This is a genomic window from bacterium, assembly GCA_041649255.1.
Lineage (GTDB): Bacteria > Hydrothermota > UBA3073 > JACQXS01 > JAQTXJ01 > JAQTXJ01.
On record JBAZNK010000023.1, the window covers coordinates 1 to 20,883 of the forward strand.

General features: G+C 35.9%; 16 protein-coding genes and 1 tRNA gene. 15 read left to right on the forward strand and 2 right to left on the reverse strand.

What is annotated here, in order from left to right; genetic code table 11:
- From WC614_12665 to WC614_12735, 15 genes are all read left to right on the forward strand, one after another.
- A partial coding sequence (locus WC614_12665) for a glycosyltransferase family 39 protein (protein MFA5033852.1) occupies positions 1 to 1,386 on the forward strand: 1,386 nt, incomplete at its 5' end.
- Positions 1,379 to 2,815 carry a glycosyltransferase family 39 protein gene (locus WC614_12670; GenBank protein ID MFA5033853.1) on the forward strand — a complete coding sequence of 479 codons (1,437 nt, stop codon included), beginning with the start codon at positions 1,379 to 1,381 and terminating at the stop codon, positions 2,813 to 2,815. The genes WC614_12665 and WC614_12670, both read left to right, overlap by 8 nt.
- 36 nt (positions 2,816 to 2,851) lie before the next feature.
- Complete coding sequence (locus WC614_12675; GenBank protein MFA5033854.1) at positions 2,852 to 3,742, forward strand: glycosyltransferase family 2 protein; 891 nt, start codon at positions 2,852 to 2,854, stop codon at positions 3,740 to 3,742.
- Positions 3,743 to 4,009: 267 nt separating this feature from the next.
- The gene (locus tag WC614_12680; protein ID MFA5033855.1) at positions 4,010 to 5,395 is read left to right on the forward strand and encodes a radical SAM protein; all 1,386 of its coding nucleotides are present in this window, start codon (positions 4,010 to 4,012) and stop codon (positions 5,393 to 5,395) included.
- Positions 5,396 to 5,785: 390 nt separating this feature from the next.
- Complete coding sequence (locus WC614_12685) at positions 5,786 to 7,708, forward strand: DUF3857 domain-containing protein (GenBank protein ID MFA5033856.1); 1,923 nt, start codon at positions 5,786 to 5,788, stop codon at positions 7,706 to 7,708.
- A gap of 71 nt (positions 7,709 to 7,779) precedes the next feature.
- Positions 7,780 to 8,754 carry a zinc metalloprotease HtpX gene (locus WC614_12690; protein MFA5033857.1) on the forward strand — a complete coding sequence of 325 codons (975 nt, stop codon included), beginning with the start codon at positions 7,780 to 7,782 and terminating at the stop codon, positions 8,752 to 8,754.
- A 29-nt stretch (positions 8,755 to 8,783) separates the two neighbouring features.
- The gene (locus WC614_12695) at positions 8,784 to 8,996 is read left to right on the forward strand and encodes a hypothetical protein (protein ID MFA5033858.1); all 213 of its coding nucleotides are present in this window, start codon (positions 8,784 to 8,786) and stop codon (positions 8,994 to 8,996) included.
- A 4-nt stretch (positions 8,997 to 9,000) separates the two neighbouring features.
- Entirely contained in the window at positions 9,001 to 10,329 is a 1,329-nt protein-coding gene (locus tag WC614_12700; protein ID MFA5033859.1) for a T9SS type A sorting domain-containing protein, read from the forward strand.
- 90 nt (positions 10,330 to 10,419) lie between these two features.
- The gene (locus WC614_12705) at positions 10,420 to 10,596 is read left to right on the forward strand and encodes a Trm112 family protein (GenBank protein ID MFA5033860.1); all 177 of its coding nucleotides are present in this window, start codon (positions 10,420 to 10,422) and stop codon (positions 10,594 to 10,596) included.
- A 280-nt stretch (positions 10,597 to 10,876) separates the two neighbouring features.
- Positions 10,877 to 14,842 carry a C25 family cysteine peptidase gene (locus tag WC614_12710; protein ID MFA5033861.1) on the forward strand — a complete coding sequence of 1,322 codons (3,966 nt, stop codon included), beginning with the start codon at positions 10,877 to 10,879 and terminating at the stop codon, positions 14,840 to 14,842.
- Between the two features lie 21 nt (positions 14,843 to 14,863).
- On the forward strand, positions 14,864 to 16,006 hold the full coding sequence (locus WC614_12715) for an acyl-CoA dehydrogenase (GenBank protein MFA5033862.1): 1,143 nt from the start codon (positions 14,864 to 14,866) through the stop codon (positions 16,004 to 16,006).
- 10 nt (positions 16,007 to 16,016) lie between these two features.
- On the forward strand, positions 16,017 to 16,424 hold the full coding sequence (locus WC614_12720) for a polymer-forming cytoskeletal protein (GenBank protein MFA5033863.1): 408 nt from the start codon (positions 16,017 to 16,019) through the stop codon (positions 16,422 to 16,424).
- A gap of 3 nt (positions 16,425 to 16,427) precedes the next feature.
- Entirely contained in the window at positions 16,428 to 17,717 is a 1,290-nt protein-coding gene (thiC, locus tag WC614_12725; protein MFA5033864.1) for a phosphomethylpyrimidine synthase ThiC, read from the forward strand.
- A 13-nt stretch (positions 17,718 to 17,730) separates the two neighbouring features.
- On the forward strand, positions 17,731 to 18,420 hold the full coding sequence (gene hypB / locus WC614_12730) for a hydrogenase nickel incorporation protein HypB (protein ID MFA5033865.1): 690 nt from the start codon (positions 17,731 to 17,733) through the stop codon (positions 18,418 to 18,420).
- 25 nt (positions 18,421 to 18,445) lie between these two features.
- Complete coding sequence (locus WC614_12735) at positions 18,446 to 18,847, forward strand: hydrogenase/urease maturation nickel metallochaperone HypA (protein MFA5033866.1); 402 nt, start codon at positions 18,446 to 18,448, stop codon at positions 18,845 to 18,847.
- Here WC614_12735 and WC614_12740 read toward each other — a convergent pair.
- Together WC614_12740 and WC614_12745 are read right to left on the reverse strand one after the other, a co-directional pair.
- The gene (locus tag WC614_12740) at positions 18,839 to 20,614 is read right to left on the reverse strand and encodes an ABC transporter ATP-binding protein (GenBank protein MFA5033867.1); all 1,776 of its coding nucleotides are present in this window, start codon (positions 20,612 to 20,614) and stop codon (positions 18,839 to 18,841) included. The two genes, WC614_12735 and WC614_12740, sit on opposite strands and share 9 nt — an antisense overlap.
- 129 nt (positions 20,615 to 20,743) lie before the next feature.
- A tRNA-Arg gene (locus tag WC614_12745) sits at positions 20,744 to 20,817 on the reverse strand.
- Positions 20,818 to 20,883: the final 66 nt, after the last annotated feature.

A 20,883-nucleotide genomic window follows, 5' to 3' on the forward strand; every position in this document is an offset into this window, starting at 1 on the left:
ACGGGGGGGGGGGTACGGTTATGCCAACTGGGGACCGAGAGTATATGGCTTGATGAGGCGGTGGGGATAGGAAACGTCTGCAGTTCGTTTACCGGTATGATAGGGAATGTTATCATCCACGACATCTCGCCCCCACTTTACTTTACTTTATTATGGGGATGGATAAAGCTTTTTGGCACAAGCGAGTTTGCCGTGCGTCTATTATCCGCCATTTTAGGGATAGCATCAATTTTATTGATGTATAAGTTAGGGGAACTCCTTTTTAGCAGAAAAGAAGCATTGATTGGGACATTCATATTTGCGATATCCAAACCACCGATATGGGCATCCCAGGAAGCAAGAATGTACCCATTATTTATGTTTTTAGTACTCGCTTCAAGTATATTATTCATAAAATTCTGCACAACAAACAGCAAAAAAACATTATTTTTACTTACTTTGGTTAATATTTTAATTTCTTATACTCATTTATATGGGTTGTTTTTCATATTATTCGAGGGAATTTATATTTTAGTCGCGCAAAGAGAAAAGTTAAAAGATTTTTTCATATCCGGGATAATCATAAGTATTTGTTATATTCCGTGGATTATCGTTTTAAAGACTCAAATTCCAATGGGAGCAGGCAGTTGGATTGGGAGAATAAAAGGGCTAGCGGATATTTATTATATAATCTGGAAACTATCATCCGAGTATAAATTATTGGTTTTAGTATTCGGGATACTTGCTATGTTTGGAATTATCCGGTGTTTCAAGGAACGCAATCGTTCCAATATTTTATTTTTAGTTTTATGGATATTAACACCGATATCCGCTGCATATATTTTGTCTTATTTAATAAGACCATTTTTAGACCCAAGATATGTATTTTTTGTAGTACCTGCATATTATTTACTGGTTACAAGGGGTATATTCTGGTTCAGGAATAAGGTTGCACAGGCATTAAGTTTATTAGTTGTGACAGGGATAAGCGGGTATATTCTTTTTTCTTATTATACTACTGTACAGAAAGAGCAGTGGCGGGAGAGCGTTAAGTTTGTGGAAACGAGCAAGTTGAAAGCAAATGCGATTGTCTTGAGTGGCGGAATAGAACCGTTTAATTATTATTACAAAAAAAATATTCCCGTGGAATGCGTTCCGTTTGCGTTTTCTACAGCTAAGGGGAGCATAATTACCGACAGCATAAAAAATAGAATTGACAATATGCAAAGTATTTGGTTTTTTAAGAGTAACTACACCAATCCTAAACTGGGATTTGAAGAATGGTTAAATGGGAAGTTTTGTATCAAGGAAGAAAAAGATTTTATGAGCATTAAAGTTTATTATTGCATTAAATCTACCCAACAGACAGTACGGGTGAGTAGTAAGCAGAAAAACGACAATGAATAAGGCTCTTAAAATAAATACACCATTTATACTAATTCTAATTATATTATTAGGTAGTTTTTTACGATTATATCAGTTGGGGAACGAAAGTATATGGATTGATGAGGCTGTAGGGATTGAGAATGCTAGCAAACCATTTGTACCCATGATTAAAGCAATGACCTTTCAGGATTTTTCACCTCCATTGTATTTTACTCTTGTCCATTTTTGGATAAAAATTTTTGGCAAAAGCGAGTTTGTTGTGCGTGCTTTATCAGCAATTGCAGGAATAGTTTCAATTTTATTGATGTATAAATTAGGTACAGTTTTATTTGGCGAGAAAGAGGGAATATTAGGAGCATTTATATTTGCCATATCATTAAAACCACCCATATGGGAATCACAGGAAGCAAGGATGTATGCTCTTTTTTTACTAGTAGTTCTCATTTCAAGTATACTGTTTATCAAAGCTATAAAGTTAGGCGAAAGCCTCATTCCGAAAAAGTTAATTTCTATTACAATTATAAACATTTTACTTGTTTATATTCACATTTATGGACTCTTTTTTATTGTATTTGAAGCTATTTATATTTTATTGTTGAAAAAAAAGGAGTTAAAAAAATGGGTAATGTCTTTTCTTATAGTTTTTATTTGTTATATCCCATGGCTTTTTGTAATTATTAAATTACAACTTCCTACGATTAAAACGCAAATTTTTGAAGGAGCCGGAAGTCTTTGGCTTAAAAAGATAGGGCCTATGGAGTTATATTACATAATATGGTCGCTTTCTTCCGAACATAAAATATTAGTTATTGCATTTTTGGGACTTTCTCTCTTTTCTATTTTATCAAGCTTTAGAGAGAGCATAAAAAATAAGCAATCCTGTCTTTTATGTTTTCTCTGGATTATCACTCCAATAGCAATAAGTTATATTCTATATTATTTGTTAAAGAAGCCATTTTTAAGACCTTGCTATTTGATTTTTGTAATACCTGCTTATTACTTATTGATTTCAAAAGGAGTATTTGCGTTTAGAAATAAAATTATTCAATTATTACTTATATTAAGCATCACCGGGATAAGCGGGTATATTCTTTTTTCTTATTATACTACTGTAGAGAAAGAGCAATGGCGGGAGAGCGTTAAGTTTGTGGAAACGAGCGAGTTGAAAGCAAATGCAATTGTCTTGAGTGGCGGGATAGAGCCGTTTAGATATTATTACAAAAAAAACATTCCCGTAGAATGTTTTCCCTTTGCGATTTCTACGGCTAAAGGGAGTATAATTGCCGACGGCATAAAAAATAGAATTGACAATATGCAAAGTATCTGGTTTTTTAAGAGTGTCTATAATAATCCTGAACTAGAGTTTGAAGAATGGTTAAATGAAAAGTTTTGTATCAAGAAAGAAAAAGAGTTTATGAAGATTAAGGTGTGTTATTATAGTAGGAAGTAGGCAGAGAAATAGAGAAAAACAAGTAGAGGATAAGATATGGGGAAACTTTTATTATACGGGATGCATTTTATAGTCATTGCATTTATATTAAGAATAGTTGACTTCGTTTTTACGCTTAAGATTATAAATATCTGCTCAATTATTTTTTATATGGGTGTTGGGCTTGTATTGTTAAACTTTATTTTTTCTTTAATATTCCGATACAAGAGAACAATAATGGTTAAACCTTTAAAAGACGAAAAAATATGCGTAGCGCTTACTGCTTACAATGACGAACTTTCCATCGGGGAAGCAGTAAAGGATTTTCGTAAAATTCCGTTTGTAAATGAAGTACTCGTAGTAGATAACAACTGCAAGGATAGAACGGTTGAGTTTGCCCAAAAGGCAGGCGCAACCATAGTAGTGGAAGAAGTGCAGGGATACGGAGCGGCTTGTATGCGTGGATTAAGAGAAGCAAGTAAAAGAGGGGATATAATTGTTTTAACGGAAGGAGACGGAACTTTTTCGGCTCGCGATTTAAATAAATTCATTAGTTACCTTGAGAATGCGGATATGGTGGTCGGGACAAGGACTACCCGCGAGTTAAGCAGTGCCGACTGCCAGATGAGCTGGTTTATACAATACGGGAATTTATTTATGGCAAAATTAATACAATTAGTATATTTTGACACAAGGCTTACGGATATCGGGTGTACTTACAGGATAATAAGAAAAGAGGCTTTAGACAAAATCATAGGGCAACTAAAAGTTACGAGCAATCATTTTTCCTGTGAAATGATACTTATGGCGTTAAAGAATAAGTTAAAAGTAATTGAAATTCCAATAACGTTTAAGAAGCGGGTAGGAGAAAGCAAAGGAGTAGGCGGAAATATGTGGCGCGGATTAAAAACCGGACTTAGAATGTGGTGGCTGGTATTGAGAATATAAAAGGGAGACAGGAATAATACTCTGCCACAAAAACACTAAAACACAAAAAAACAAAAAATAGATAGCAGAAGACCTGCCAAAAAGGACGGTAGGCAAGCAGGGATTTACACAGATAAAAAACATAGAGTAAAGAATAGCAACCAATTGTAACTGATAGTAATTTGGTAGTAATTCATTGAGGTTCTTCGTCTTCGGATCAGAATGACAAAAGGGGAAACACAGGCAGAGGAACTAACGTAAGAGCAGGCGAGATTAATTTAAGTAGAAATGAATAAAAAAGTATTATTAATAAATCCTTCTCAATTTCAGTCGTATAATAACGTAAAGATCAAAGGCGGGGCAATTTACTCGCCTTCCCTTGCGCTTGCCGTTCTTGCAGCACCACTGGTAAAAGCAGGACATAATGTAAAGATATTAGATTTAAATAAAGAACCTCCTCTCGATACTGTTTTAGAGACATTTTCACCGGATTTTGTCGGCATTACTTTTACAACGTTATTATTTGAAGAGACCCGGCGAATTTGCCAAACGATTAAATCGTATTCCAAAGAGATCGTAATAATAAGCGGAGGCGCTCATTCTACCGCACTTCCTGAAGAGACATTAAAAGAATTAGACATAGACATTGCAGTAATCGGGGAAGGGGATTTTTCGCTACTGAAAATTATTAACGGGGAGAATCTTAATAATATTCCCGGAATTGCTTATAAAAAAAGGGGGGAAATAAAAATGAATCCCTGCGCGGGGTATATTGAAAATTTAGACAATTTACCTCTACCGGCTTGGGATTTAATAAACATATCTCAATACAAAACGACTCCTCTTTTATCGCGCGCCAGTCCGGCAGGCTGGATTGAGACAAGCAGGGGATGTCCTTACACCTGTGGGTACTGCACAAAAAACATTTTCGGCACGAAATTCCGATTTAAGTCGGTCAACAGGGTATTAGAAGAGATAGAATATATGTTAAAAATGGGATTCAAAGAGCTTCACATTGCGGACGATAATTTTACAATGGATACAGCACGGGCAAAGCAAATCTGTGAAGAAATTTTGCATCGCAACCTTAAATTTCCATGGGCTACGGTTACGGGAATAAGAATAGACCGCGTGGACAAAGAATTATTGGAATTGATGTATAAAGCAGGGTGTTACCGTGTTTATTTTGGGATAGAGTCAGGCGACCAGTCAATCCTTGATAAAATAAAGAAAGGCATAAGTTTAGACAAAATAAGGGAAGTCGTTAAAATGGCAAAAAGCACAGGGCTTGAGGTATTTGGGTTTTTTATGGCAGCATTGCCGGGGGAAACGGAAGATTCAATTAAAAAGACTATAGCGTTTGCGAAATCACTTCCGCTTGATATGGCAAAGATGTCAATTACGATGCCATTACCGGGGACCGCATTATTCAAAGAATTAGATAAAGGCGGATTCATCAAGACTTATGATTGGTCAAAATATAATTTATATATTCTGGCAAGGGATGTTTACAAGCATCCAACGATAAGCTGGGACATCGTAGAAAAATATTTTAACAGGTTTTACAGGGAGTTTTATTTCAGACCCGGGTACATACTAAATTTTGCAAAGAAAAATTTGGTAAGAAAGGATTTTTTCAGTATGGTAAAGATATTTTTCGAGACGAAGTGGTGAGATAACGGAAAGAAAATAGGACGCAGATTTACAAAATTAGCAGGAAGAAAAAGCAGAATACAGAAAAATTAGCCACGGATAAAAGACACGGATTTTCACGGATTAAAAATAGAAACTTCTAACTATACAAAACGACTCAAAAAAACAAAGAGCAAGGGGTTGGATCGAGGGCTTCAACCTACCCAACTATATGTTTACAAAACTCATTCCACGCCGCAGAGGGGCGGGGAATTCCAAGTTAAAAATAGAGGACACCGGAAAAAAGAACATAGGTGAAAAATTATAGAGTAAGAAATAAAAGGAAGATACGCATACAACAAGTAACAATTTGGTTGACAACTACATTTTTTGGTAGCATATTTCACTTTAATATATTAGGGGGATAACATTATGAAAAAGCTTTATTCTTTAGTATGTATCAGTTTATTTTTAGGTTGTGCAGGGAGAACAAATATACCGTCAGCCCTGATTCAAGACGTTACACAGAACAAATACAGTGAAGCGAACGGGGTAGTTATATTTGACAGCACGGACGTAAAATTAGAAGGAACGGGTAAAGCAGTTTACAATTACCATAAAATGGTTAAAATCCTATCTACTTACGGAAAAAAGAAATTCGGCGAAGTCGAATTCAGTTATGTCCCCAAATTTATGGATGTAAAGATAGAATTTGCCCGCTTAATTAATAAAGAGGGAAAAATAATCAATGTTTCTCCTTCCGAGATAAAGGATATTCCTTTTGTACCTATGAACTCCGAAGGTTCAGGTTCAAAGATGTTTTTATCCGACATCAGGATGGTAAAGATTATTTTTCCACAAATAGACATTGGTGTAACGATAGAATATAAATTCAAGATAACCATAAATAAACCGTTTATGAAAGACAGATTCACGGATGTTGCCTATTTTGAAGGGGATGAGCCCGTTTTGGAGAAAACATACAGGATTGAATGTCCGAATGAAATAAAGATAAAATATCTTGTAAAGAATGGCAAACTTAATGCTTCGCAGGAATTCAGCAAGAACTCAATAATTTATAACTGGTCTCAAAAAGACATTGCGAAAATACTGCCGGAACCGCTTATGCCAGATTTATCGCAGGTAGCCACAACGCTTATAATTTCCAATATCCCCACGTGGGAGAAAGTTTCGAAGTGGTATTATGATTTATCGGTTCCATCGCTCGGTTTAAACGACGAAATAAAGTCAAAAGTAAAAGAACTTACGGACACGTTAAAAACTCAGGACTTGAAAATACACGCATTATTTGATTTTGTTTCAACGAAAATCCGTTATTTACGTACTGAAGCAGTGAGTATGGATAAAGGGTTTGAGCCTGCTTTAGCGACTCTTACGTTTGAAAGGAAATGGGGAGTGTGCAGGGACAAAGCAGCTTTACTGGTAGCGATGTTAAAAGAGATTGGAGTTGAATCGAACATTGTTCTTTTGAATGTAAGTTACCGTACGGCAAAAGAAATCCCGACATATTTATTTGAGCATGCAATCGTAGCAATACCGAAAGACGGGAAGTATTATTATTTAGACCCGACGGTAGAATACACGATGGATTATTTCCCGGTAATGGAGCAGAACAGGGAAGTATTGGTATGCGATTCCATTGGGAAAGACCTTGGATTCGCACCTTATGAGAATTTAGAAAACAATAAAATGATTACGGACTTAAAAGGAACACTTGATAAAAACGGGGCTCTTAAAGCGCAACTAACAATGTCTGCAAAAGGTTTTATGGATATGGCATTAAGAGGATTGCGTTTCATACCAAAAGAGCAGGTAAAACAGGTATTTGAACAGATGATAAAAGCATATTCTACGCAGGCGCAGTTGGATAGTTTTGACATATCGGAAGCCGAAGATTTATCCGCTCCGATTAAAATAAAATTACTTTATAGCATCCCGGAATATGCTTTGAAGAAAGGGAATGAGTTATATATTGTAAATGCCGGAGCTGCGACTTCCATTGGGGGAGATTTATCGGGAATGGGTTCTCCGTGGGGGCTTGAGCAAAGGAAACACCCGATAGATTTTCGTGTTCCGATAATGGGAAACGGGACACAGACGCTAAGCATTCCGCAAGGCTATAAGGTAAAGAAACCGCGAAAGGGATTTAGTTTTGAAAGCAAATATTTAAGAATAAATTTCACTGAAAAAGTAAGCGGTGGAAAGTTAATAAGCACATCAGAGTTTTGTATATTAGAGCCTTTTATTCCAGTAGAAAAGTATAAGGAGTTGAAGCAGGTTATGACAGATGTGGAGCAGTACGGGAAGCAGGAGATAGTTTTGATAAAGAAGTAAGACAAAAAAAGGGCTAAAGCCCCAGAAACCCTCAGCTAAAGCTGGGTAGAAAAAAAAGAGAAGGAGGGAAAATGGCAGGGATGCAATTTAAGATGGGATTGCTGGTAATTATTTTATTCAGTATTGTTTTTGGGATTGTCTCCTTAGTTGCATACACGATGGGAATAACTTCTTTTTATTTTTATCTTATGATATCCGTTATATTTATGTTAATTCAATACCTCATAAGCCCGAAGCTTGTAGAATGGGGGATGCGAGTAAAATATGTAACTCCGCAAGAGGCGCCGGACTTGCATAGTATGATAACCGAGCTTTCCGCGAGAGCAGGAATTCCAAAGCCGAGAGTCGGCATAGCCCAGATAGCGCTACCAAATGCTTTTGCATTCGGAAGATGGACGAGTGACGGCAGAGTATGTGTTACACAGGGAATAATGAATTTGCTCAGCAAGGACGAACTTCGCGCAGTTCTTGCGCATGAGATATCGCATCTTAAGAACAGGGATGTTTTGACAATTACATTATTATCAGTCATTCCGATAATACTATATCGCATAGCGTGGCATACAATGTTTTTTGGCGGTGGAAGACGAAGCGAGAACAATAACGGAGGAGCGATTGCGCTTGTCGGGTTTATATCGTTTTTGTTTTATTTAATTACTAACCTGCTTGTGCTTTATGCTTCAAGGATTCGCGAATATTTTGCGGATTACGGTTCGGTCAAGCTTGGAAATCGTCCAAGCGCTTTAGCTTCTGCTTTATATAAATTAGTGTATGGGAGTGCGCGCACTTCAAAAGAAGGGATCAAAGAAGTAGAGGGATTGAAGGCGTTTTTCGCAAATGACCCATCGCGCGCGTTTGAAGAGTTTAACGAACTCAAGCAATTGGATTTGGATAAAAGCGGAACTATTGATGAGAGCGAAATGGAAAAACTGAGAAGGGGGAGTATAAAGATAGGTTTTGGGGCAAAAACGATGGAAGTTTTCAGCACGCATCCAAATATGCTGAAGCGGATACAGAAACTGGCGACGTATGAAAGGATAAATTAAAAATCAAATATCAAAAATAAAAAATACAAATGAAAAGATTACAGATTGAAACCACGATATTCCACCCTCCAAACGAACGGCGGGCAGGCACGATTAGCACAAGAAAAGAAAAACAGTGGATTCCCGACACCACCAAGGCGAGATTTACGACTTTCGCCATGCCTACGGCAGGCAGGCAGGGAATGACAAACGGGGGTAAAAGAGGGATAAATTCCGGGGAACCCTCAACTAAAGTTGGGTAGAAGAATGAAAAATAAAGGTTTGAAGGGAATAATTGTTGGAATTTTTCTTGCCGGCATATTATCAGCAGAGCAGACAAAAATTACGATTTCAAATAGTATCGGGGATCAGATATTGCCTACCGTTTGCAAAGGGAAATTATCATATTTAGTTTGTTGGGTGGATAATCGCGCGGGAACAAATATGGATAGAGTTTATGGACAAATAGTATCAGAATATGGGATGCTTGAGGGAACAGAGTTTTTAATAACTTTGACTTCCGGTATTTCCAAGCCTATTATTACTTTCAACCCAACAGATAACAAGTTTTTAGTAACTAGTTTTGAATGGAATAGAGGATTTTTTGTTTCGAACAATGGTTCAATATTGGACAGCACTGATATATGGATGTCAGAGGAGGGAATATATCCTGAAGCTATGTGTTTTGACGGGGACAAATATTTTGCGGCTTTCTACTGCACATACGGAGCAAATAAACATAAGCTTTTAGGAAAGTTTTTTTCAAAGGACGGTAAATCCACAGACGATACTTTAATTACGCTTGACGAAATAAACATTCCAAAGGATATAAGCATTGCTTTTAATAATAACCAATATTTAGTAGTATGGAGCGATGCTTTAGAAGAAAACTATGACATTCGAGCGCAATTGTTATCAAAACAAGGGAAACTACTATCTACCGATTTGTACATATCTTATGAAGAGTGGGATGAGTCTTCCCCGAAAGTAAGTTCTGACGGTACAAATTGGTTCGTGATATGGGAAGGAGACTGCCAGATAAAAGGGAGAATAGTTTCTCAAGCCGGGCAATTAGTGGATGATTCTGCGATCACTTTAATTGAGGATAAAGATTCTTATTTCCCATCCTTAAGTTTTAACGGGGATATGTATATTGTCAGCACGTCAACAATAAATGAATTTAACATTATAATGATTGCACAGTCAGGGAAAATTATCCGCAAGGAATCTTTTTCACAAAACGAACAGGTATACTGGACAGATATTTCTGCGGATAAATTTGGTTATCTTACAGTATTCGGCACAAAAAATACACAGGATTATGATTTATACGGAATGTTCGAAAATACCGGGGTTTATGAATTTCCAGACACGAATATTTTCAGAGTAATTTCCAATCCTTTTGTTGGGTTTTCAAGAGTAAGTGGTTATACGGGAGAATTACAAATTTACGACATTTTAGGCAGAAAAGTGGAAACCATAAACATAACAAATGAATGGACTACTTTTGGGAACAACTTACAAAAAGGAATTTATTTTGCAAAGCCCAGAGATAATTGCGGGATAAAGCCATTTAAGATAGTGAAGATGAGGTAAAAACAGGAGAAAGTAGATAGTAGGCAGTAAGTAGGAGAAAAACCAAAAAATAAAAAAATGAGAAATATAGCAAAATAATCGGGAGGGGAAATGTTAGATGACAAATTATTAGAAATACTTGCTTGTCCTAAATGCAAGGGTGATTTAGAGTATGACAAAAAAAACAATAAACTTTTATGTCATAAATGCAAATTAGGATATAGGGTTGAAGATGATATTCCCATAATGTTGATAGATGAGGCGGAGAAATTAATAGATAGCAAGTAGTATCGAGTAGATAGGGAAAAAAGAGTTAAGCACGTTGAGTAAGCTGGGCAAGTTAAGTAAGGCGAAAAGAGGAAATAGCAAACTAGCAATCTGCCTATCGTAAGCGGGCAAAAAGTCTAATTCGCATAAAGCGAATAAAAACATCTAAAAAACTAAAATATAGTATTTATATAAATTAAAGTTTTTTTTGTTGCAAAGTAAATAAGTAGGTATATAGATATAAGTTGAATGTGGAATTTAATAACAACGCATAAATCGTACAAAAGAACAAGGAGATAAAATGTGGTTATTTCTATTAATATTAACAGGAAACTTGACGACAACAAACCCTGTCCCGACAAAAACAACTCCGCAAGCCAAACAAAGTCAAGGAATTGTACCGCAGCAGAACCAGACAACAGCCAAAGACAAGGATAAAAAGATACAAGGAAATGTGGGGCCCGTAAATGGGACAACAATCTCAAAAAAAACTCAAGAGGATGTAAGTAATTCACCGCGGACAATTGAAGTATTAAATTCGTCTAAAAGCGGAATAGATTTTATATACAACACCGGAGAGATATATGAGACTTCGCCTTACATACTAAACGCGGACGTTCAACCTGAAGCAGGGAAGCCTGCGTTGCCTGTAACATACGTAACCATAGGTATTCCTATTGGTGCTAAAGTAGAAATCCAATTTGAAGAATTAAAGGGAGAGGAAACAAGGAACAAAGAAGTTCCTCCTCTGCAGGATTTCACATCAAAAGAAAAAGACAAGACGCTTTATGCACAGGACATATTCTGGCCATCAAAAGTAGTAGAAATAGCAGAAAGGAACATTTACAGAGGGCAGGAAATAATAAAACTAAGAATAAATCCAATCAGATACAACCCAGTTAGAAAAACCATGGCAATAAACAAGAGTTTAAAAGTGCATCTAAAATTTTCCGGAGGCAGCGGAACTTACAGGCAAGACAAGATATTTGAAAATACATTTAAAGCCGTATTGCTTAACTACGAACAGGCAAAGAACTGGAGATTATCGTCCCCTTTAAAATCTTCCCGTAAATACTCTACCGGTTCGTGGTACAAGATAGAGGTTTCAGCGGAAGGCATATACAAAATAGACAGGAATCAGCTTAATTCCGTTGGCATTGGCAGAATTGATCCGACTACTATAAAAATTTATAATGGTGGCAGTAAAATGGTTACAAATTTTGGGGACAGTTTGATTGAAATTCCGATATCCATATTACCTGATACAAGTATTCTATTTTATGCTACTGTATTAGCAGGTTACGGGAAAAACGAATCGGAATACTTCAATCCATTTACAAATACAAACATATATTGGTTGACTTACGGAGAATCGCAAGGAAAAAGAGACAGTTTAGAAAGCAGTGGGAGTGGAACAGCAGCGTCATATTTTGGAGACACCCTACATATTGAACAGGACAATGAATGTCCTGCAAAATGTGGATTATCTTGGGTTTGGGAAAGAATCGAAAGGGAACCCGGAACTCATAGTATCGCAAAAAATTATACGTTTAACGCAACGGGAGTTTACAGCACTTCCTGTAATATTACGGTTGCAGTTTACGGATGGTATACAGATATGAGTAGTGGAGCAAAAGAACGTTCAGATACTATGAGACACCGAATAAAAATTTATTTAAATAACACGGAAATAATGGATAAAAAATGGATAGGACCAAATGAATATCCACAAAAAACATTCGAAGGAGTTGCCTCATCTCTAAAAGAAGGACAAAACACATTAAAATTCGAGGTGGTCAAGGATGATTCGTCAACGGATAAAGATATTTTGTTCTTCGATTGGTTTGAAGTACGTTATTCTAAGAGTTACAGAGCCAGTAACGGAGAATTAAAGTTCCACGGTAAAGATAAATTCACAATTACAGATTTTCAAGAAAGTCCAATAATATTCAATATTTCTAATCCATTACATCCTGTTAAAGTTTATGGATCAAGCTTTGCAAATGGAACAGCAGAGTTTTACGGGACCGAAGGAAATTATTATGCAAGTTGCAGATACAAGTCTATTAGCAGCATAAAGACTGAAAGTCCTTATAATTTAAGAAATAAAACTGCAGTTGTAAAAAATATAATAATTTCACCTTCGGATTTTATGGAATATGCGATAAGACTTAAAGACTATAGAAACAATTACGGTATGGCAACGGAAGTAGTTGCTTTGAATGATATTTACAACAACTTTTCATGGGGATTATCCAGCTCTCCTTATGCAATAAAAAACTTTTTAACTTATGCATATGACAACTGGGGCGAACCAGGATATTGTTTACTGCTTGGTGCCGGAACGTTTGCATACAAGTCAGATGTTCCCAAAAACCGTATTCCTGCGAGAGAAGAAGGGTATAAAGTCGGAGAATACGGATATCCGCCTCAAAGCAATTACTGTTGGGACGATTGGTTTACTGACAGAGATTTTGCCATAGGAAGAATTACGGCAAAAAGTAAAGAAGAAGCCAGCAATGCCGTAGATAAACTTATTAAATATGAAACAAGTCAGGGCGTATGGCAGAACAGAGTATTGTTAATATCTGACGATGAATATCCTGACAGGGATATGTTCGTAGCGAATTTAGAGCGATGTGCAAATATGCTTCCAAAAGAATATGATGCATTTAAGGTTTATTCGATGAACTATCCGTTAGAAGGTACTGTTAAACCTAGGGCAGAAAACGATATCATAAGAAACATTGACAAAGGTATGTATATGACGCTTGCATCCGGTCATGGCAATCTTTACCTTTTTTGTCACGAGGTTCTTTTTTACAATCCCCGTGATATTGATGCACTAAATAACAGCGTAAAAAATCCTATCTGGCAATTCTGGTCATGTGGCGTGGGATGTTTTGATAGGATAGATGATGATTGTATGGCCGATTATTTGCAAAAGGTATACAACAAGGGCGCCATTGCTTCTGTAGCGTCAACCAGGACTACAGGTGGTTCTTCAGGTATGGATACTTTACTAATTAGTCTTTTACTTAAGCAGAAATTAAACACATTAGGACAGGGAATGTATGGGCGCAGTCTTGCAAAAGATTTACAAGTAAATGAGAATTTATTTGCAGATCCAGCAACAAGATTGCCTGAAAGGGTTATATCAGTGGAAATAGACTCTTTCTCAAATGTAATCAGAGGCGGTGAAAAATTGATTGTGAAAGGTAAAGCACCTGGAGCTAAATTTGCTTTTATTACCGTCAGGAGTTCCGAATATACTTATACATACAACTATAACAGCATTTCTTATGCTGGCATTACAGGTAGTACAAAATATAAGATGCGGGGAAGAATGCTAATGGGGCCTGACCAAAAACCTTTCCAGCTAATTGATGATATACTTTTCGAAGGTGTTACCGAAGTAAAAAATGGAGTATGGGAACAGGAATTTTTTATCCCGGAACTTGACTCTATTCAGGATACTTTAATTTGTGGGGATCAAGCTAAAATCAGTGTTTTTGCATGGAATGGCAATTTATGTGGCAATACATACAAAGACATATCTGCTAAATGGGGTAAAGGCAATATAAAAGACATAACAGGACCTAAAATTACAATGGCTGCAAATGGCAAAACAATTAAATTAGGAGAACCGGATACTTTCTTTACGGTACCCGGACAATTCACATTTTCAGCCACATTAGAAGATGAATCCGGAATAAATATATTTAACAGAATAACACCCCTTAATCTTGTCCTTGCGCTTAAAATAAAAAGCGGTAAATTATTAGATTTTAATGTGCAACTTGCAGATTATTTTCAATATGATGTTGGAAGTTGTACTCGTGGCAGAGTTTCATATCAACTGGATTTAACTGAAAAAATAGACACACTGGTGTTTCAGGCATCTGATAACTTAGGCAATACAAGTGTCACCACTGCTATATTAAGAATTGAACCTGCAAGCGAACTAACCCTTACAAAAGTTATGAACTTTCCAAATCCTGTGCGAGGAGAACATACGGAATTTCATTTCTTTTTATCAAAACAGTCAAGCGTAACTATAAAAATTTATACTGTTTCCGGCAGGTTTATTAAAACTATCGAATCCGCGGCTTTACTCCCGGGCTCAAACAAAATTTACTGGGACACAAGAGATAAACTCGGAAATAGAGTGGCTAATGGTATCTACATGTATAAAATCAATGCGGTATCAGAGGGGTCTACAAGAGAAGAAATATCTAAAGTTTATAAACTTATGATTCTCAGATAAGTTAAGAAATTAGGGGGATCTATGGATTTTGAATTAAATGCAGATCAAAAAATGTTACAGGAAATGATTCGTAAATTCGCTAAAGCAGAGATAGAACCTATGGCAGCAGAGATAGATAGAGAAGCTAAATTTCCAAAGGGAAATATAAAAAAGCTAGGAAAGTTAGGATTAATGGGAGTTGTAGTGCCTGAAATGTATGGCGGCGCAGGATTTGACTTTTTTTCTCTTGCTATTGTAGTAGAGGAACTTTCAAAGGTTTGTCCTTCCACCGGTGTTATTGTTGCCGTTCATAATGCTCTCATTTGCTATTCTATTTATAATTTTGGAACAGAAGAACAGAAGAAAAAATGGTTACCTTCCCTTTGTAAAGGAGACAAGATAGGTGCCATAGGAATTACTGAACCCAACGCAGGATCAGATGTGGCAGGAATGGAATCAACAGCTGTATTAGATGGAGATAATTATATACTTAACGGGACAAAAAGATTTATTACTAACGCAGGAGAAGCCAGTATTTTCATTATTTTTGCCTACACCAACAAAGAATTAAAACATAAAGGGATAAGTGCTTTTGTAGTAGAACGAGACACCCCCGGATTTACGATAGGAAAACATGAGGATTTAATGGGAATGCGAGGAACTTCTAATTCCGAATTAATGTTTGAGAACGTAAAAATACCAAAAACCAACATTCTTGGCAAAGAAGGAGATGGATTCAAGATTTGTATGCACTTGCTTGATGTATCAAGAATTGACATTGGCGCACAAGCATTAGGCGTTGCAGAAGGGGCTTTTGATACAGCCATAAAATATGCCAAAGAAAGAAAAGTATTTGAGAAACCAATCGCTGAATTCCAGCTAATTCAGGCAATGATTACAGAAATGGCAACACAAATAGAAGCAGCAAGATGGCTTGTTTATTATGCAGCTTATTGTAAAGATAGCGGTATACCTAAATTTTCGCGTTATTCCGCGATGGCAAAATTTTTTGCTTCAGAAACAGCTGTTAATGTATCCAGAAAAGCATTACAAATCCATGGGGGGTATGGATATACAAAAGACTACCCAATTGAACGTTTTTACAGAGATGCTAAGATTTTAGAGATATATGAAGGGACTTCTGAAATACAAAAACTCGTTATTGCAAGAGATATTTTGAAGTAAAGGAGGTGCAATGAAAGAACCAAGAGCTACTATTACTAATATCATTGGTGTTGGAACAATCGTCAACGGAAGACTTAAAGTAGAAGGAAGTATAAGAGTTGATGGAACTGTAGAGGGAAACCTTGATGTTACGGAAGCAATAATTATTGGCAAAACAGGCAAAGTAAGGGGAGATATTCATGCAAAAGAATTTATGCTTGCCGGTAGTATAGATGGAAATATATTCATAGGTGGAAGGGCAGAATTTGGGACAGGTTCAAGACTTAAAGGTGACATAAAATGCAAACAACTTATTATAGAAGAGGGAGTTATGTTTGATGGTAATTGTTCCATGAGCGATAGGGAAATGCAAGCCAAACCTCAATTTTTTAAAGGACAAAGGGAAAGATCAACAGCAGGTGCTATCGATTTAGATTAAAATATGACACAGATTAATTATGCACTTAAGGGGAAAATCACTCCAGAAATAATGGCTGTTGCAAGACAGGAAGGGTTATCTCCTGAAACTATAGCTAAAGGGGTAGCAAACGGTGAAATTGTTATTACTTGCAACTCAAAATACAGTTTAAAACATCCTTGTGGAATTGGCAAAGGGCTGAGAACTAAGATAAATGCAAACATTGGTTCTTCCACAGACTGCTGTGATATTAAATTGGAGAAAAAGAAAGCTCAAGTAGCAAGAGAAGCAGGAGCAGATACGATTATGGATTTATCCACAGGCGGAGATTTAAGAAAATTTAGAAAAATTATTCAGGAGGCTTTTGCCGGACCAATTGGAACAGTCCCCATATACCAGGTAGCCACAGAAACAGTTAAATCCAAAGGGGGAATTGTTTTTATGACTTCTGATGATATTTTCAAAGTCATAGAAGAACAGGCTAAAGATGGAGTAGATTTTATAACCGTACACTGCGGAGTTACAAGAGAAGTATTTGACAGGCTATGTGCTCAAACAAGAATTATGGATATCGTTTCAAGAGGAGCAGCGTTTTTAATCACATGGATGTTAGCAAATAAAAAAGAAAATCCTTTATATGAGCATTTTGACCGTTTACTTGATATTGCATATAAATACGATGTTATTTTATCTCTTGGTGATGGATTCAGACCCGGAGCAATTGGTGATGCAACAGACAGAGCTCAAATTCAAGAACTTCTTATTCTTGGAGAGCTTAAAGAAAGAGCAAATAAAAGAGGAGTACAGGTAATGATAGAGGGGCCCGGACATGTTCCTCTGAATGAAGTAGCAATGAACATACAATTGGAGAAAAAAATATGTCAGGGTGCACCGTTTTATGTTTTAGGGCCAATAGTTACAGACATTGCCCCCGGGTATGATGAAATAACAAGCGCCATAGGTGGAGCAATCGCAGCTTCCGCGGGAGCAGATTTTTTATGCTATGTTACTCCTGCAGAACACGGCGGATTACCCAATATAGAGGAAGTCAGAAGAGGAATAATCGCATCAAAAATTGCAGCACACGCGGGAGACATTGTAAAGGGAATCAAAGGCGCAAAAGAAAGAGACAACGAGCTTTCAAAAGCAAGAAAAAAACTAAATTGGGATAGACAGACAGAATTGGCAATAGACCCCGAAATATTGAAAAAGTTTCGTTTGGAAAGAAAACCAAAAATGTCGGAAGTATGTACTATGTGTGGAGATTATTGCGCAATAAAAATAGTAGAAGATGCAATAAAAAAACATAAATAAACAAAAGGACAGAATGCAAAGAAAAACTAAAATAATAGAAAGTATTGATGGAGAAATTTTTGATATTGAACTATCTGAAGACCTTCTTAAAAAGAATAAAGAAATAGCTAAAGAGAATAAAAAGTTATTGGAAAAACATAATATATTAGCAATTGATATTATGGGAGCAATAGGAGCCGGGAAAACTACTTTAATAACAAAAATAGTAAGTATTTTAAGTAAAAAATACAAAATTGCCGTTCTATGCGGAGACTTAACAACAACTCTTGATGCAGATATTATTAAATCTGCAGGAGCAGAAGTAATTCAGATAAATACGGGGAAAGAATGCCATTTAGATGCCAATCTTGTAAGAAAGGCAATAAAAGAACTTCCTTTAAATAAAATTGATTTATTAATTATTGAAAATGTAGGGAATCTTATATGTCCCGGAGAATTTGTACTCGGAACACACAAAAGAATGGTAGTCGTTTCCGTGACGGAAGGACCTTTTATGGTTGTAAAACATCCTTATATCTTTATGGAAGCTAATATAGGAGTAATTAATAAAATAGAATTGAAAGATGTAATGGGTGTAGAACCTAAAAAATTACAATCTGCTATGAAAAAGATAAAACCCGGTATAAAAGTTTTTGAAACCAGTGCACGAAAAAACATAGGCGTTGAACTTCTCGCCACTTTCATTAGTAAGTTATTAAAATAAAAACTTCTTTAATCACATATACAAAATGCACGAATTCACAATTGCAAAAGAAATTGTTATGCATTTAAATGAATTTAAAAAACGGCAAGATAAGCTAACAATAATTGGTCTAAATATTGAACTTGGAGAATTTACATTTGCAAACGAAGAACAAATTAAGTTCTGGCTAAAAGAATTGCTAAAAAACACAAATAAAACCAATCTTAAGATTAATATAAAAAGAATAAAACCTGTTGTTTATTGTAATAAGTGTGGTTATAGTGGAAATATAAAATTTTCCGCTGACCCTGTATATCATTTTTTATTACCTGATTTGAGATGTAAAAAATGCAATTCCAAGAAGATTGATTTAATAAAAGGGCGGGAGTGTAATCTGAAAAGCGTAAAGGTAAAAAAAATCCCACGAAAAAAGAAAGGCTTACTTTAATTCTGTTTGTGCAAGTTTTTGGTACAGATTTCCTGCTTTTATAAGTTCTTCGTGAGTCCCTTCTTCTATTATTTTACCCTCATTCATAACAATTATGCGATGCATATTCTGGACAGTTGATAATCTGTGTGCTATAACTATTGCAGTCCTGTTTGCAAGTAATTTTTGTATAGCTTCCTGTAATTTAGACTCCGTTACATTATCCAGGTGAGAAGTGGCTTCATCAAATATAAGAATCGGTGGATTTTTATAAAGTGCACGGGCAATTGCCAGTCTTTGCCTTTCTCCTCCCGATAATTTTATTCCCCTCTCCCCTATTACAGTATCATATTTTAGCGGCATCTTGTTAATGAATTCATCTGCATTTGCAAGCTTAGCAGAAGAAACAACTCTATCATAGTCTATGGAAGAAAAACCATAAGCAATATTATTTGCCACAGTATCATTAAATAGGATAGGATCCTGTGTAACAAGCCCAATAAGACTTCGCAATTCTTTAATATATACCTGTTTAATATCAATATCGTCAATTGTAATAAGGCCTTTTGTCGGGTCATAAAACCTAAGCAACAATTCAGTAAGTGTAGATTTCCCTGCCCCGGATGGGCCTACAAGAGCTATATTTTCGCCTTTATCTATTTTTAGCGATATATCACTTAATACAATTTGGGGCGCTTCATAACTAAATTGCACGTTATGAAACTTAATTTGTTTATTAAAATCAAGATGTATAGGGTTAGATATTTCCGTAATAGTGGGTTTAATATCTAAAATTTTATTTATTCTTATTATAGCCTGAGTTCCTTCCTGTAACTTAACATTTGCCATAGGTAATTGCCTTAATGATTCCATAATTGATAAGGCGCAGGCAAGAAAAACAAGAAATCTGTCCGGTGTAAGACTCTTAACAACAAGGATTTCATAACTTCCATAACCTATTATTATACAGGAACCAATAGCCGTTATCATTTCTGCCAAAGGAATTCCTATCAAACCTACTCTTTCAAATTTTAGAGCGGATTTGAGATAACTTTGAGTAGATTTGAAAAACTTGGCTTTCTCAATGGGTTCCGATAAAAAAGCTTTTACTATTTTGATTCCGCCTACAATTTCGCCAAGTAAACTTATAATTTTCCCCATATCTTCCTGAACGTTATTGCTTTTTTCTCTTAATTTTTTGGCAAGTTTATTCAAAATATACCCAAATAAAGGGAAAATTACGATACTTATCAACATAAGATGCCATGATATATAGGCAGCAAAGCAAAGAAAAACGAAAATAAGCAATAATTGCCTTAAATACGCAAGCATTCCATCTTTAATTGAATCACGAATTTTGGATATATCATTGGTTAACCTTGAAATTATTATACCTGTTTTTGTACCGTGGAAATAATCAAGAGAAAGCTTTTCTAAATGAGAATATGTTTTATTTCTTATATCTTTAGTTATATTTTCTTCTACTGATACCCCCAAATACCTGTTAATATAGCTAAAAATTCCTTTAGACAGAAAAACTAAAACCAGCATTATCTGTATTTTTATAAGAGCAGAGAGTTTCGATTCACCTAAAACCCAGGCGTTAAACTTAACTAATAAATCATAATGAGCATCCGGTAGTACAGGTTTATTATAAAAAATTGCATTCAAAAAGGGAGACAATAAGGAAATAGAAAACCCCGACACAAGGGCAAAAAGCATCATAAACGTAAAACAAATAAAGAGTTTGGTTTTATAATTAGCCAGATAAGGAGCAAATAGTTTCATTTTATAGGAAGCTCTTGGACAAAGTCCTTAGTCCGCCTCAGGCGGATTATCCAGCTCCGCTGGATACAGTAAGCTAATAAAATTCATATTCTTTTTTACCATTTTGACAACAATTTGATATACATCTATCGCGCCTGGAGGGATTTGAACCCCCAACCTTTGGATTCGAAGTCCACCACTCTATCCAGTTGAGCTACAGGCGCACAAAATAGGATTATGTCTCAAAAATTGTTACTTTGCAAGTAAAAAATTTATTCCATTATAAATTG